Genomic DNA, 14,386 nt, shown 5'->3' with positions numbered 1-14,386 from the left:
TACGGTGAAAGGGCGAATTCTATTTCTCCAGCACACGTTTTTACAGAGTTTGCAGCAAGTGCAAACTCCTATGCTGAACTGTTACCTGTCTCATCTATTCAGCAACATTATCTTCCCCAAAAAGTGCTTCAAATTCGCTGCGTGTAATCTTCTCTTTTTCTAACAAAAGCTCTGCGCAGGCATCCAGCACCGGATGATATTCCTGGAGAAGCTTTCTCGCTTTTGCATAACATTCGTCAATAATACGTTTTACCTCCTCGTCAATTGTTCCTGCAATCTTCTCACCGTAACCTCTGGAAGTATGACCGAAATCTCTTCCGATAAATACCTCATCACTGTCATTATCATAGTTGATCAATCCCAAACGTTCAGACATTCCGAACTTTGTGATCATGGATCTTGCAATCGCTGTCGCCTGTTTAATATCCTGAGAAGCTCCTGTTGTAATATCATCAAAGATTTCCTCTTCTGCGACACGTCCGCCCAGAGATACTGTAATCTGCTGAAGCATATGTCCTTTTGTATTAAACATCTCATCCTTCTCCGGCAACGGCATCGTATAACCGCCCGCTCCGCCGGTAGGTACGATAGATACACTGTACACCGGTCCTACGTCCGGAAGCACATGGAACAGAATCGCATGCCCTGCTTCATGATATGCTGTAATCTTGCGTTCTTTTTCTGATACAATCCGGCTCTTCTTCTCCGGTCCGATTCCTACCTTTACAAATGCATGGCGAATATCAGATTGCTGTAAAAATACCCGGTTCTCTTTTGCCGCCAGAATTGCAGCTTCATTTAACAAATTCTCTAAATCAGCTCCGGTGAAGCCGGCTGTTGTCTGAGCAATCTGTTTCAAATCCACATCATCTCCGAGGGGCTTATTCTTTGCATGAACCTTCAGAATTTCTTCTCGTCCTCCTACATCCGGACGGCCTACGATAACATTTCTGTCAAAACGCCCGGGACGCAGGATTGCCGGATCCAGAATATCCTTCCGGTTCGTTGCCGCCATCACAATGATTCCTTCATTGACGCCAAATCCATCCATCTCCACAAGGAGCTGATTCAGTGTCTGCTCTCTCTCATCGTGTCCGCCCCCGAGACCGCTTCCTCTTCGCCTTGCGACTGCGTCAATCTCATCTATAAAAATAATGCACGGTGCGTTTCTCTTCGCATCCTGAAACAAGTCTCTGACACGGGAAGCTCCCACACCGACGAACATTTCTACAAAGTCTGAACCTGAAATGCTAAAAAACGGAACTCCCGCTTCTCCTGCAACCGCCTTTGCAAGCAGTGTCTTACCGGTTCCCGGAGGTCCCTCCAAAAGCACCCCTTTTGGTATTCTGGCTCCCACGTGAATATATTTCTTCGGAGCCTTTAAGAAATCTACAATTTCCTCTAACTCCTCTTTTTCCTCTTTAAGTCCGGCAACATCCGCAAATGTCACCTTTTGGTCCTCCGGACTGCTCATTCTGGCACGGCTCTTTCCGAAGTTCATTGCTTTGGTATTGCCACCTCCGCCCTGTCTGTTCATCAGCATAAACATCAGGAATACACCCACTACGACAATCAAAGCTGGAATTACAGCAGTCGTTACCCAGCTGTCTTCTTTGATATTTCCCATGTGGTAGTCAACATCCGTATTTTGTAAATACTCCTGTACCGCATTGACATCAGATACATATACAGTCTTAACCGAATTGCTGCCCTTAAAAGATACTGTCACGATTCCTGTAGGAGCCGTTTTATTCTGGGTAATGTACACCTCCCCCACCTCATCGTTCTCCACTGCCTCCACAAATGCAGAATATGTGATTTCCTGTCCCTGCTGCTGTATTCTGCCCATGTACCAGAGAGAGCCAAGCATGATCATGATGAAAATAAGGAACGGCGCACCGCCCATTCCCCGATTCTTCTTATTATTCAAACCAAGTTACTCCTTCCTGTTTCTTCTTCCATATAAATTAATCGATACCCTCGACAACACCGATATACGGAAGATTTCTATATTTCTGTGCGTAGTCCAGACCATAACCGACTACAAATTCATCCGGAATATCGAATCCGACATAATCGACTGTTACATCGCAGACTCTTCTCTCCGGCTTATCTAACAATGTGCAAAGGCGCAGACTGCTCGGATTACGCTTTTTCAGAACCTCCATCAAATAAGACAACGTCCTCCCTGAATCAATGATATCCTCTACAATCAACACTTCTTTACCCTCTATTGTTTCATCCAAGTCCTTTGCGATACGCACAACTCCGCTGGACTCAGTTCCGTCTCCATAGCTGCTTACACACATAAAGTCCATGGATACCGGAATTGTTATTCTCTTTGCCAGCTCACACATAAAAAATACGCCGCCTTTGAGAATACAGATTAAATGTACCTGCTTTCCTGCGTAATCCTCACTGATTTTTTTGCCCAATTCTTCAATTCTTTTGTCAACATCCTCTTCTGATAATAAAACACGTACTGTCTCTGCCATCTTTTTGTCCTCCAAACCTTTTCATTTGTTACTTAACCGTTACTGTTCACGGTGCCTTGCTGCAAGGTATCCTGTCAGACCGTGAACTGTAACACTTAACCTCTATCTGCAAAATCCGTCTCGTCTGCCCGCTGATCTGATATGCGCTGCTCATCCTGTGCCCGATGATCCAGACAATCTGCTGCCCGTCTGCAAGAAGCGGAATCTGTGATCTTTCATTTGCAGGTATTTTCTCATTAACAAACCAAGACTTTAACTTCTGTCTGTGACCGCCGCTGTCAATCACAATACTGTCGCCGCTTTTTCTCGTCCTGATGTATAGACAATTCATTATATCATAATCAAACCATTTCGTGTACTTTTTTTGTGGAATCTCTGATACTTTAAAACCACCGTCTTTCTCCAGAATCCGTGCTGTAATTTCCAGATTCATTTCGGGTACAACAGTTATCCCCGGAATCTGTACTTTTACCTTCGGAAATGTATCTGTTTTGCAATTATTTTTTATTCCTTCTGTATTCGTCTCTTGCTCTTCCCTGCTGCATGATTCCGCCAATGCATGACTGGTTTTTTCAAGTACCACCTCGTTATAGCTCCTGGCAGCCCGGATGCCCCCCGGCAGATTCCATTCTCTGCCAGTCTGCTTATCAAATAATCCCTCGACCGCTCCTACGTGAACTCTGCCCAGATCCTTCCCGCTGCCGCCCAGCTGCTCCAGACAAGAATAAATAACTTCTTTTTGCAGCAGCCCCGGAAGCTTCCGCCATTCCTTCTCTAAAATTCTATAACAAGATACATTCACATCTACACACCGCTTGAATGCTTTCTGAGTCTCCTGCTCTACAAATTTTTGAAGCTCACACATCTGTTCCATCGTTTCATTCATATGCCGGACTGCAGCAGGATTGACCTCTGTTTCCAAAACCGGAATCACCTGATGGCGCAGCTTATTTCTTGTATATATCGTTTCCAGATTCGTCAGGTCCGTACAATATGTCTGATTTTCCTCTTTCAGATACGCTTCAATTTCCTGTCTGTTCAGACAGAGAATAGGACGGATCCACTGACCGTTCACCGGATGGATCCCGCCCAGACCATGAAGCCCGGTTCCCCTCGCCAGATTCCAGAGCATCGTCTCCGCATTGTCATTTTGATGGTGTGCCAGGGCGATCCGGTTTCCCGAATATTGAAGCATCACCCGGACAAATGTTTCCCGGCGAACGTCACGCCCCGCCTCCTCAAGAGATTGTTTCCGTTTTTTAGCAATTGATTCCAAATCTATTCGGGAAATTTCCAACGGAACATTATATTTTTCACAGAGTTCTTTCACAAACTGCTCGTCTGCGTCTGCATCCGCGCCGCGCAGTCCATGATTAACATGGACTGCCGCGAGCGAAAACCTGATTTCCCTTTGCAGCTTTAAAAGTACGAAAAACAGGCATACCGAATCAGCTCCGCCCGATATGCCCACAATTACCCTGTCGCCATTTTCAATCATCTGATATCTGTTAATATATTCCCTGACTTTAATCTCTAAATTTCTCATATGTAAAATATAACGAATTAAAAAATAAATTTCAACCCATGTTTTACAATAATTAAATTCTACTTTTCCCAGATTCCTACCACCAGCACCGTCATATCGTCCTCTGGTTCTCGTCCGGTCCAGTTCAGTACTTGCTGCAGAACATGGTGCGCCATTTCTTTCGGATTGATCATCGCTGTCCCCTGTATAATCGTCTCCAGAAGAATATCCTGTTCCCCCACAGGCAAGGCGTCCAGCACTCCGTCCGTCACCATAATGACAAAATCCCCATCGCTCAATTTTCTTGTTACAGAATCAATTTCCAGCTTATGTACTACTCCAATCGGCAGGCTGGTAGAACTCAGGTGCTCTACCTGATCTTTATGCTTGATAAAAGTTGAAGATGCTCCCGCTTTAATGATTTCACATTCACCGGTATATAAGTCAAACACGCTCATGTCCACTGTCGAATAGTGGATTTCCTCCCGTCCCATCACTAAAGTTGTGTTAATCATCTGTATTGCCGTTTTCTCTGGGAATCCCGCTTCCAGCAATTCTTCCAGAAGCTCAATGACAAGCGTGCTTTCCTCACATGCCCGTTCTCCTGACCCCATACCATCGGACAGCGCCGCACTCTGCCTTCCTCCCGGCAAATCTATCAAGGAAAAATTATCCCCGGAAATTTTGCTGCAGCCCTTCCCAATCCGTGCAACCCCCTGTAATGTATGAAAAGACGGTCCCTCTAAAAAGACTGCTGTAATATACTCTCTTCCAAGTATCTGAAACTGATTACCCTCTGGCACAAACTTGCGTCCCACAGCCGCAGACACTTCCTGAGCAAGCTCCCGCATTGTCACACACTGTTCGTTCATAGCCCGTGCAGTCACATGGACTTCACACTTCCCTTCCTTATTCATAAAGAAATGTGTATACAATACGCGGACACCTCTTCGTTTCAGCTTTGCCCTCAGCTTCTTTTCCATCCGTTCATCCGTGAAAATGCTTTTCTCCAGTTCTTTTGTTGTCGTCCGAAGCATTTCCGCAAAAGTATCCATTTGAATCGCACATCCCTCCCGGCTCTGCATTATCCGGTTAATCCACATCATGTTCTGACGCGCATCATGGAATGCTTCCAGCATCTCACGCAAAAACCGCGGTGCCATCAGGCATCGCTGCTGTAGTTTCCGCTTCGTTTCCATATTCAGCTCAGTTCCATAATTATCTACCGCCGACAAAATTTCGTATCCCATCTGATATGTATGTACAAAGTTATCTCCCCAGCACCATGAACATTTCTCGCATTGACCGCAGACTTTCTCCCTGACCCGGTCGAACATGCCATCCACTTCTTCTCCTGTAAACGTCTTTTTCTTTTCTTCCATCAGCAGAAATGTATTCGACAGTTGCTTTACTGAATCGGCAAACCGCTCAATCTGCGACACATAGGGGCTGTGCAGAGCCTGTCCCTTATCCATGCTATCTCCTCCTGTTTATGATCTCTCGTCCAATCGGGCAGATTCCCTACGCGATTACTGACACAGAAATAAAAAAGAGAAACCTTCCGGGAATCCATCCGTCAGTTTCTCTTTCGTAATCTCTTATTCTTCTATATATATTATATATTTATGTTCCATTAATTTCCAGCTTTAAAAATAATCTCTCCCGGATCTACCAGACCTAGCTTCTCTTCAGCAACATCCTTGATATACTCATCCGTCTTCACATAGGCTTCAAACTCTTCTACTTCCTTAGAGCGCTCTTCCTCTTCTTTAATCTGTGCCTTTAACTCTGCTTCCTGCTGCCTGTATATTTTATTTTTGTTATACAAACCTACCGCATTCACTGATAAAGTGCCTGTCAACAGGCACAATATGACGCAGATGACCATGACACTTTTTTTATGTGCTCCTAATGCAGAAGAACGCTTTCGTTTGCGGCGTCCCACTGTATCCATGCTTCCCTTTTTCTTCATTCAGACTCACCCACTACATTAATCCCTTTATAAGCTCCCCTTACTTATTGTTTTATTCTATCGGTTTTGTCCCTCTTTTTCAAGAGATTTCTTCCATTTTAGAAAGAGTTTTTTCAGCAAATTTACGACAAAATACGCAAAAAAATTTCCGCATACAATACCTAGTACAAAAAACCATCGTATGCTACCATAAGTTGTATAATACATCTGTCGGAATACATATGCACTAATTCCAAGCCAGTATAAAAAATCTTCAATATTGATTACAATGATATTATGCCTGATTAATTGACGGAATAATTTCAAAAACTGGTAACAGGAAAATGTCACAATCCCCGTCAATCCCGCATAGAGAAATATTGCCGCCTCCATTCCGATTCCCAGCATCATAAATACTGCCTACTTAAACAATCTGGAAAAGAAATTTTCTCCCTGCCTGCCTGGCAGATGTTCTGCACTTGAATATGCAAAGCTGTCAATATTCCCCGACAGATCAACTTCTCCTTTTTCCACACTCAGGCGGTTTACATGCAAATCTGTTCCTTTTACCATCAACATTCCCTGCTCTGTCTCCAAAAGAATTTCATTCAAATCGAATGAAAGCACATCCAGCACCCCTGTCACCATACTTGTCTTTCGATTATTCACAATCAGCTTATGAGTCTTTACAGCCTGTCGTTCTTCCATCCGAATTCCCCCTTTTCGTATTGCTGTGCACACCTGCGGTGTGCACAGCAGCCCTTCCGTACAGTATATATATGAAGAAATTCCAAATATTATTACAGATACCTGAACAGATCTTTTGCTTCTTCCTTCTTCGTTGTATCCTGGATATCCAGTACTTCTACTTTTACAGTCTTCGTTCCAAACTGTATCTCAATAATATCTCCTACCTTCACTTTTACAGATGCTTTGGCAACTGTACCGTTTACCAGCACTCTTCCTGCATCACATGCTTCATTTGCCACAGTTCTGCGCTTAATCAGACGTGACACTTTTAAAAACTTATCCAATCTCATCTTAACATATTCCTCCATTTGACTCAAAACAGTTCCTTGCACTCCAACATAAAAAGCAGGGGCCATCCCCTGCTTCTGATTATGTTCCTGAATCCTCTCAAAAACTGTAATTATGCATTAACAGCATCCTTCAGAGCCTTACCAGCTTTAAACTTCGGAGCCTTGCAGGCTGCGATCTTCATTGTCTTACCTGTCTGTGGGTTTCTTCCCTCTCTGGCTGCTCTCTCAGATACTTCAAATGTACCAAATCCTACAAGCTGAATTTTTTCACCCTTCTTCAATTCTTCTGTAACAACATCTGAAAAGGCTTTGATAGCTTTCTCTGCGTCTTTTTTAGAAATTTCTGCGCTTTCAGCGATTGCTGCGATCAATTCTGTTTTGTTCATGGATATTTCCTCCTCTTTATATTGTAGTAGAATATTGTCTATTCTAACAGAATAATAATAAAGGTCTGTCCTCACGCTTACGCACGACCTCACCTTTATTTCTTGTTATACCTGTTTCCCCCTTGTTTGTCAAGGGATTTCCTTATATTTGGAGGTTTTTCACCTTTTTTATACATTTTTTACCCTTTCTGCAGATTTACCCCCGCAAATCAAGGTTTCTTTATATTTCCATACATAATATATCACCGTTTTTTCCAGTCTCTTATTCTACTGAAAAACTAAGCACATTTCTTAGAAAACGCTGCTTTTCTTCTGACTGTATAACTGTAGTTTTCAGTTTATCCACATTTTTTTCAGGAATCCATGCTTTGTTGGAGTGATAATAAGTATTGGCAATTTTCCAGAATTTTTCAGGATACGCAAGCTTCAGAGCAATATACTCCCACTCTGCAGTCTCTAATGGACGAACTGCGCTGTATGCTTCCAGCATCTGCAGCCCCAGTTGCTCATTCCATTTATGTTTTTCCATCACCTTTCGCAAAAAATAATACAAGTCCTGCACCTGTACATCTAACCGGAAATGTTCAAAATTGGTTGTTGCCATTCTGTCCGCCCCGCGAAAAACAGTGCCCTTACCTGTTCCTGAAAACGGTACATTTGAAAACAATATATTGTGGTAATTATAATCCCCATGAACCAGACACCCTGATTCAATACTCTTTTTGTACAGATCCTCATAACCAGAGTTCTCAAGCCGTTTTGTTATCCTGACCGCCGTCTGGTACATTTTCTCAAAACACTGTAAAAATAAGTATTCAAAATCCCCTTTGTTCACTTTATTTCGGATAAATGAACGGACCTTTTTCAACTCCCTGTTATGGCAGAGAAACTCTTCTTTCAAATGTCGTCCTACAGATGGTGATTCTTCTTCAGAATCTTTTTGCCAATGCAATTTTTGATGAAGAAATGCCAGATTTCTCACTGACTCTAACACTTCTGCTTCCCGGCGCACATCACACTCCCGTCCATTAAACCATCGTTTCAGCATATAGCGGCTGCCGTCTCTTGATGTGCTGATCAGGCTCCCTTCTTTGGAAGCTACCGGAATATCCACATTCGGATAGCCGTCACCGGAAAGCCTGCAAAGCATTTTATACAAAAAAAGAGCCCGCCTGTCAGAAATCGCCGCTTCTTTTAACAGCATTATCCCCTCATTTGTATCGCAAAAAAACGCACCCCTTACTTTGCGGGTGCTTCTTATTTCAATCTCATATTGATCCAGAATTTCTAATTCGTAGTCTTTCATGGCTGCCCCCTGCGCTTCAATTTCGTATAAATACTCCACACAATTGAAGCCGCATTTGCCCGAGTGTGAAATATTTATCTTTGTTCTAATCTATGAAGGAGACAGCCTGAGTATGCTACAGACCTAATTTTTCTTTTACATATTCACATAAAATCTCTTTCTTGTTACAATCTGGCTCGTCAATGACCCATTCCAGTAGTTCATTCAACATATTTCCCAACTCTCTGCCTGGTTTCATACCGATTTCCATAAGTTCTCTGCCGCCCACTGCCAGATCACGCAGTGTTACACAGTCCTCATTCACAAGTGTTTCCTGATAAATCTCCCGCATGGCAATGATATTTTCAATCTTTTCTCGTCTGCGGTATGGACTCTGCGCCTTTACATCTGCCATCCTCACAGCAAGATAATATGGAAACAAATCTATGCCGATCCGGTTCATGGCGCGGCGCACATTCTGCGGTGTCGCCTCAATCCTGTAATCGTGGTAACACACAAGACGGGTCACTTTCTTCACCGTCTCATTGTCAAATTTCAGTCTCCGCATAACCGAGCGGGCAATCTCTTCACTTACCAGCGCATGTCCTTTAAAATGATCTCTGCCGTTCCCATCTGTTTTTTTCATGGCTGGTTTCCCCATGTCATGAAAAAGCATAGTCAGCCGAAGAATCTTATCCCGTTTGACACTTTTCAGAGCATGTACTGTATGCTCCGCTACGTTATATTTATGATGCGGAGTATTCTGTACCACTCCTTCCATAGCGTCCCATTCTGGCAATATCACTTTTGTAATTCCCAGTTCACAGGCATCTCTGATTTGTTCTGGATGAGCAGACACAAGCAGTTTTACAAGCTCTGCCTGAATCCGCTCCGCGCTGATATTCTCAAGAGCCGGCGCCAGTTCCCTGATCGCATCCGCAGTTGCCGGTTCAATCGGAAAATTCAACTGAGCAGAAAAACGAACTGCGCGCAAAATCCGCAGTGCATCCTCGGAAAACCTCTCTTTTGGCTCACCTACACAACGAATCAGATGACGATTCAAGTCTTTCATCCCGCCGAATACATCGATCAGCCGCGCCTCATCATTGTACGCCATTGCATTGATTGTAAAATCTCTGCGGCGCAGGTCTTCCTCCAGTCTGTTTGTAAAGATCACTTCTTTCGGATGACGGCTGTCTTCATACATCCCGTCAATCCGGTATGTGGTAACTTCAAAGCTTTCTTTTCCAAGTAATACCGTCACCGTTCCGTGCTCAATCCCTGTATCCACGGTACGGCTGAACAGACGCTTGATCTCCGCCGGCTTTGCAGAGGTTGTAATATCCCAGTCCTCCGGGCTTTTTGCAAGTATCGAATCTCTGACACATCCCCCAACGGCATAAGCTTCAAACCCGTGCATCTGCAAATTATTAATAATCATTGACACTTTTGCAGGCAATGTAATTTTCATCAGTTTTCATCCTTCCAATAGCTGTTTCTCTCGTGTTTGGCAACTAAATATTATAACCTGTCTTGGCTGTTCGCTCAACCATTTTAACACAGATTTCAATCTTTTTTCATCATAAAATACAAAAGCATCATCCAGAATAATCGGAATTTCTTCCCCGTACAGAATCAAAAGCACCGCCATCCGCAGAGAAAAATAGACCTGTTCAAGCGTTCCGCGGCTCAGCCGTTCCACCGGAATCCGTCTGCCATCGTGCAGAACTGTCATATCGAGACCTTCACCAATTAAAAGACGGCTGTATCTGCCGCCTGTAATCTCACACAAGATCCGGGATGATTCTGCATCCAGCCGTTTGCCAAAACCATGTACCATTTCCTCAGCCGCTTCCTTCATCCGATGCTCTGCAAGTTCCAGGGCACGAATCTTTTCCCGCAGTTTTTGCACTGACTCATCACTCTCTTCCAATTCCAGAAGTTGTTCCTGTAAGTTGCTTTTTAAAAGCTGCTTTTCCTTTAATTCCTCCCGGATGCGGGTAAACTCCCATTCCAGTTTCTGAATATTATGCGCCAGCTCAGACCCCAGTGAATCTGTTTCGTCAAAGTGCACTGCCCCAGAAAATTCCTTCTCCAAAAAGTCTGTACTATACTGATCCTGTTTTTTCTGAGCTCTTTTAAGGAAGGCTCCCGCTGCAGTCAGCACAATTCCCACTGCCAGAAAAGTTCCTGACAAGATTGATATCCACACACTCTCTTTCATAAATCGACTGTAACCCAAAATCCCGGCGCTCATTACAGCCAGTATAATTCCGCAAAAAGCATACACATTTTTTTCACCCTGTCCTCTTATTCCTTGCTGCGTGTATGCCTTTTTCTCATTTACATCTTGCCGTTCCTGTGACTTTCCCACATTCTGTCTCATGGTTTCCAGCTCGTTCTTTGTCTCTGCCAGTTCTGTTTTCAGCCGTTCTTCGTCCATCTCCACATACCGTTTCTGGACTTCTAGCTTCTCCGCTTTCCTTCGATGCTCTTCCCTGCAGCTCTTCTGCTCCCGTTCCACCTGCTTTTTCCTCTCCTTCAGGTAATCCAGTGCACCTTGCAGATTCACATCACTGCTTCCGGTCTCATAATAATTTGCAGCAAAATTCTTAAGCTCTGCCGCAAGCCCCTGACCAGGCTTTGCCGTCAGCTGGCCAATTGCCGCTGTATTTTCAAAAGAAGATGCCGTCATGCCTTCCAGCAGCATCTTCAGATCTCCTGCCTCTACAGACAACTCTTCTCCGTCGTCCTCACAAACCAATGACGAATTTTTTGTGTATCTGTCAAAAGTACGCTCCAGACGGAAGGTGCGTCTGCCACAGCGAAACCGCATCATCCCTGCATAGTAATTTGGATTCTCCCACGGCTCATAACGGCTGAATTCATCCTTGCCCGCCGCACGCCCGCGGCTGCGCTCCAGCCCAAAAAGCATCGCCTTGATAAAAGCATATATAGTCGATTTTCCATACTCATTTTCTCCGTAAAAAACCTGAATATGATCCGTAAAATCTATATGATGATCAGAAAATTTTCCAAAATTTTTTAAATGCAACTCCAATATCTGCATTTTGTTTCTCCCCTTCTGTAATCAGGCGCCATACCTGCATCTCACACCATCTCTGCTCTACCGGCTCTCCAACAATGCACGCACACCCTCGTACAAAGCCTGTTCTTCCACACTTCCCTCTTCACAGCCATCAAACAATCCGATATATTTTCCGATCAGATTATCCCTGTTCTCTTCTGACAGCCTGTTCATATCATAGGCAGCCCTTGTCCCATCTGTAATCCCCAGAATATTTCCGCTGACCATCAGCCCTTCCGGTTCAATCGCCAAATCTGCGTCACGAAATCCTTTCAAAGTAAACTGATAAAGATTCTCCAAGCCTCTTTCTTTTATAATCTGGCGTATCCAGGTACGTATCGTCCCCATCGTCATCTCAGGATTTACCTTCAATACAAGATGAAGATATTCCCGTTTTGCCATTAAAATAAACTCTGTTCTGACTGTACCGTTTTGAATCTCTCCCTGAATAAATCCGTGATGTCCTGTATCATTTTTATCCGTTGGTTCCAATGCCCCCGCATAAACGGCATAGTGCGAAATCAAATGATGCTGTCTGTGAATGTGCCCCAATGCAACATAATCAAACCCTGACCGCTCCAGCGCGCTTCTGTGAATCGGCACATGTTTTTCATCTCCGCCATGTGCCAGTAAAATCTCACACCCCGCCGCGCCTTGTGCTTTCACACTGTCATATTTTGGCTCCCGGACTTCACGTGAAAAATAACTGAATCCATAAACTGCCGTATCCAATTCTTCAAATACTACATACGTTACTTCCGGTTCAAACAATGGATATACATTTTCACCCCATTGAAATGTACGATAATAGGAACCGGCTGCAATATAGTCGTGATTTCCCGCAATTAATACTACCTTTGTATGGCTCAGAGAAGAAAGTAAATAGTTTACCTCCTTCAATTCCCGCAAAAGTGGCTGCCGGTGAAACAAATCTCCTGCAATCAAAAGCAGATCAATCTGTTCCGTCTCACAGATTGACACTACTTTCCCAAAAGTCTCCCATAATTCTCTTGGACGCACTTCACTGTAAGCGCTCCCCGCATCCGGTTCTGCTCCAAGATGTACATCTGCAATATGAATAAACCGCATCTCTATACTCTCCTCTTTCACTCTCTCCATTCCCGGCAGTAACGGTATATTCCCGGCGTGCCGCCTTTATTCCAAACGAGGGTATCTCCGGAAGCCGGGACACCCTCTTATTTGATAAATTTTATAACTCACAGTTGTTTACTGTTCTCGGGAATGGAAGCACGTCACGGATATTTCCCATACCCGTCAGATACATCACACATCTCTCAAATCCAAGACCGAACCCTGCATGACGTGTAGACCCGAATCTTCTCAGATCCAGATAGAAGCCGTAATCTTCCTCTTTCAGACCCAGTTCCTGCATTCTCGCACACAGCTTCCCGTAGTCATCTTCTCTCTGGCTTCCTCCGATAATCTCGCCGATTCCCGGAACAAGACAATCCACTGCGGCAACCGTTTTGCCATCATCGTTGAGCTTCATATAAAACGCCTTAATCTCCTTCGGATAATCTGTTACGAATACCGGGCGTTTGTACACTTCTTCTGTCAGGTAGCGTTCATGCTCCGTCTGTAAGTCACTACCCCAGTGTACCTTATATTCAAATTTGTCATTATTCTTCTCCAGAATCTCAACTGCCTCTGTATAAGTCACTCTTGCAAAATCAGACTCTGCAACATTCTTTAGTCTTTCAATCAATCCCTTGTCCACAAAGGAGTTAAAGAAGTTCATCTCCTCCGGCGCCTCTTCCATTACATAATGAATCACATACTTCAGCATTGACTCTGCGAGATTCATGTTATCTTCCAGATCTGCAAACGCAATTTCCGGCTCGATCATCCAGAACTCAGCAGCATGCCTTGTCGTATTGGAGTTTTCTGCACGGAATGTCGGTCCAAATGTGTAAATACTTCTGAACGCCTGTGCATAAGTCTCACCGTTGAGCTGTCCGCTTACAGTCAGGCTTGTTTCTTTTCCGAAAAAGTCCTGGCTGTAATCCACACTGCCGTCTTCGTTCTTCGGTAGGTTCTCCATATCCATTGTAGTTACACGGAACATCTCTCCCGCGCCTTCACAGTCACTTCCCGTAATCAGCGGTGTATGCACATACACAAATCCTCTCTCCTGGAAGAACTTGTGAATCGCATATGCCGCAAGAGAACGCACACGGAATACCGCCTGAAATGTATTCGTTCTCGGACGCAGATGGGAAATTGTTCTGAGATATTCAAAGCTATGACGCTTCTTCTGCAGCGGATAGTCCGGTGCAGACGCACCTTCAACCACAACTTCATCCGCCTGAATCTCAAACGGCTGTTTTGCCTGCGGTGTCGCAACAAGAGTACCTGTTACGATAATTGCAGCGCCTACATTCTGTCTGGATATCTCCTGAAAATTCTCCATACTGTCATGATATACAATCTGTAATGTTTCAAAATAAGAACCATCATTTACCACAATAAATCCAAATGTTTTGGAGTCACGGATACTGCGGATCCATCCGCCAACCGTAACCTTCTTGTCAAGGTACTGCTCTCTGTTTTTAAATAATTCGCGAACTGTTATTAATTCCATCTCTCCTACTCCTT

14 protein-coding genes are annotated in these 14,386 nt (G+C 44.1%); all 14 read right to left on the bottom strand.

The features are described from left to right. Window positions 1-94 precede the first annotated feature (94 nt). The 14 genes from ftsH to asnS all read right to left on the bottom strand — a co-directional run bounded on the left by ftsH (window position 95) and on the right by asnS (window position 14,372). The gene (gene ftsH / locus NFS18_RS09615; protein ID WP_456299368.1) at window positions 95-1,906 is read right to left on the bottom strand and encodes an ATP-dependent zinc metalloprotease FtsH; all 1,812 of its coding nucleotides are present in this window, start codon (window positions 1,904-1,906) and stop codon (window positions 95-97) included. 61 nt (window positions 1,907-1,967) lie between these two features. Then, entirely contained in the window at window positions 1,968-2,495 is a 528-nt protein-coding gene (gene hpt, locus NFS18_RS09610) for a hypoxanthine phosphoribosyltransferase (protein ID WP_251389829.1), read from the bottom strand. Window positions 2,496-2,541: 46 nt separating this feature from the next. Further along, a complete protein-coding gene (gene tilS / locus NFS18_RS09605) occupies window positions 2,542-3,993 on the bottom strand; it encodes a tRNA lysidine(34) synthetase TilS (protein WP_251389827.1) in 1,452 nt (483 codons plus the stop codon). Between the two features lie 107 nt (window positions 3,994-4,100). Beyond that, window positions 4,101-5,495 carry a SpoIIE family protein phosphatase gene (locus NFS18_RS09600; RefSeq protein WP_251389826.1) on the bottom strand — a complete coding sequence of 465 codons (1,395 nt, stop codon included), beginning with the start codon at window positions 5,493-5,495 and terminating at the stop codon, window positions 4,101-4,103. A 158-nt stretch (window positions 5,496-5,653) separates the two neighbouring features. Then, window positions 5,654-5,992: a septum formation initiator family protein gene (locus NFS18_RS09595; protein ID WP_251389825.1), complete on the bottom strand. Its 339-nt coding sequence runs from the start codon at window positions 5,990-5,992 to the stop codon at window positions 5,654-5,656. 57 nt (window positions 5,993-6,049) lie between these two features. After that, on the bottom strand, window positions 6,050-6,382 hold the full coding sequence (gene yabQ, locus NFS18_RS09590) for a spore cortex biosynthesis protein YabQ (protein ID WP_251389824.1): 333 nt from the start codon (window positions 6,380-6,382) through the stop codon (window positions 6,050-6,052). Between the two features lie 9 nt (window positions 6,383-6,391). Then, the gene (gene yabP / locus NFS18_RS09585; protein WP_251389823.1) at window positions 6,392-6,679 is read right to left on the bottom strand and encodes a sporulation protein YabP; all 288 of its coding nucleotides are present in this window, start codon (window positions 6,677-6,679) and stop codon (window positions 6,392-6,394) included. 92 nt (window positions 6,680-6,771) lie between these two features. Then, entirely contained in the window at window positions 6,772-7,011 is a 240-nt protein-coding gene (locus NFS18_RS09580) for an RNA-binding S4 domain-containing protein (protein WP_251389822.1), read from the bottom strand. Between the two features lie 110 nt (window positions 7,012-7,121). Then, window positions 7,122-7,397, bottom strand: coding sequence for an HU family DNA-binding protein (locus NFS18_RS09575; RefSeq protein ID WP_251389821.1), 276 nt, complete (start codon window positions 7,395-7,397; stop codon window positions 7,122-7,124). A 262-nt stretch (window positions 7,398-7,659) separates the two neighbouring features. Next, window positions 7,660-8,703 carry a CotS family spore coat protein gene (locus NFS18_RS09570; RefSeq protein ID WP_251389866.1) on the bottom strand — a complete coding sequence of 348 codons (1,044 nt, stop codon included), beginning with the start codon at window positions 8,701-8,703 and terminating at the stop codon, window positions 7,660-7,662. Window positions 8,704-8,818: 115 nt separating this feature from the next. Further along, the gene (locus NFS18_RS09565) at window positions 8,819-10,153 is read right to left on the bottom strand and encodes a CCA tRNA nucleotidyltransferase (protein WP_251389820.1); all 1,335 of its coding nucleotides are present in this window, start codon (window positions 10,151-10,153) and stop codon (window positions 8,819-8,821) included. A 6-nt stretch (window positions 10,154-10,159) separates the two neighbouring features. After that, on the bottom strand, window positions 10,160-11,752 hold the full coding sequence (locus NFS18_RS09560) for an ATP-binding protein (RefSeq protein WP_251389819.1): 1,593 nt from the start codon (window positions 11,750-11,752) through the stop codon (window positions 10,160-10,162). Between the two features lie 57 nt (window positions 11,753-11,809). Further along, complete coding sequence (locus NFS18_RS09555) at window positions 11,810-12,859, bottom strand: metallophosphoesterase family protein (protein ID WP_251389818.1); 1,050 nt, start codon at window positions 12,857-12,859, stop codon at window positions 11,810-11,812. A gap of 121 nt (window positions 12,860-12,980) precedes the next feature. Next, the gene (asnS, locus tag NFS18_RS09550; RefSeq protein ID WP_251389817.1) at window positions 12,981-14,372 is read right to left on the bottom strand and encodes an asparagine--tRNA ligase; all 1,392 of its coding nucleotides are present in this window, start codon (window positions 14,370-14,372) and stop codon (window positions 12,981-12,983) included. Between the last annotated feature and the right edge of the window lie 14 nt (window positions 14,373-14,386).

This window comes from Mediterraneibacter agrestimuris (assembly GCF_943193195.1).
GTDB classification, from domain to species: Bacteria; Bacillota; Clostridia; order Lachnospirales; family Lachnospiraceae; genus Schaedlerella; species Schaedlerella agrestimuris.
The sequence above is the reverse complement of the archived record's forward strand: the minus strand, read 5'-3'. Positions and strand labels throughout refer to the sequence as shown.

What these genes read in the sequence shown, in the direction of transcription:
- NFS18_RS09600 (WP_251389826.1), bottom strand. Translation starts at nt 5,495, where the DNA reads ATGGATAAGGGACAGGCTCTGCACAGCCCCTATGTGTCGCAGATTGAG.
- NFS18_RS09595 (WP_251389825.1), bottom strand. Translation starts at nt 5,992, where the DNA reads ATGAAGAAAAAGGGAAGCATGGATACAGTGGGACGCCGCAAACGAAAG.
- NFS18_RS09555 (WP_251389818.1), bottom strand. Translation starts at nt 12,859, where the DNA reads ATGCGGTTTATTCATATTGCAGATGTACATCTTGGAGCAGAACCGGAT.
- tilS (WP_251389827.1), bottom strand. Translation starts at nt 3,993, where the DNA reads ATGATTGAAAATGGCGACAGGGTAATTGTGGGCATATCGGGCGGAGCT.
- hpt (WP_251389829.1), bottom strand. Translation starts at nt 2,495, where the DNA reads ATGGCAGAGACAGTACGTGTTTTATTATCAGAAGAGGATGTTGACAAA.
- yabQ (WP_251389824.1), bottom strand. Translation starts at nt 6,382, where the DNA reads ATGATGCTGGGAATCGGAATGGAGGCGGCAATATTTCTCTATGCGGGA.
- NFS18_RS09570 (WP_251389866.1), bottom strand. Translation starts at nt 8,703, where the DNA reads ATGAAAGACTACGAATTAGAAATTCTGGATCAATATGAGATTGAAATA.
- yabP (WP_251389823.1), bottom strand. Translation starts at nt 6,679, where the DNA reads ATGGAAGAACGACAGGCTGTAAAGACTCATAAGCTGATTGTGAATAAT.
- NFS18_RS09565 (WP_251389820.1), bottom strand. Translation starts at nt 10,153, where the DNA reads ATGAAAATTACATTGCCTGCAAAAGTGTCAATGATTATTAATAATTTG.
- NFS18_RS09560 (WP_251389819.1), bottom strand. Translation starts at nt 11,752, where the DNA reads ATGCAGATATTGGAGTTGCATTTAAAAAATTTTGGAAAATTTTCTGAT.
- ftsH (WP_456299368.1), bottom strand. Translation starts at nt 1,906, where the DNA reads ATGGGCGGTGCGCCGTTCCTTATTTTCATCATGATCATGCTTGGCTCT.
- asnS (WP_251389817.1), bottom strand. Translation starts at nt 14,372, where the DNA reads ATGGAATTAATAACAGTTCGCGAATTATTTAAAAACAGAGAGCAGTAC.
- NFS18_RS09580 (WP_251389822.1), bottom strand. Translation starts at nt 7,011, where the DNA reads ATGAGATTGGATAAGTTTTTAAAAGTGTCACGTCTGATTAAGCGCAGA.
- NFS18_RS09575 (WP_251389821.1), bottom strand. Translation starts at nt 7,397, where the DNA reads ATGAACAAAACAGAATTGATCGCAGCAATCGCTGAAAGCGCAGAAATT.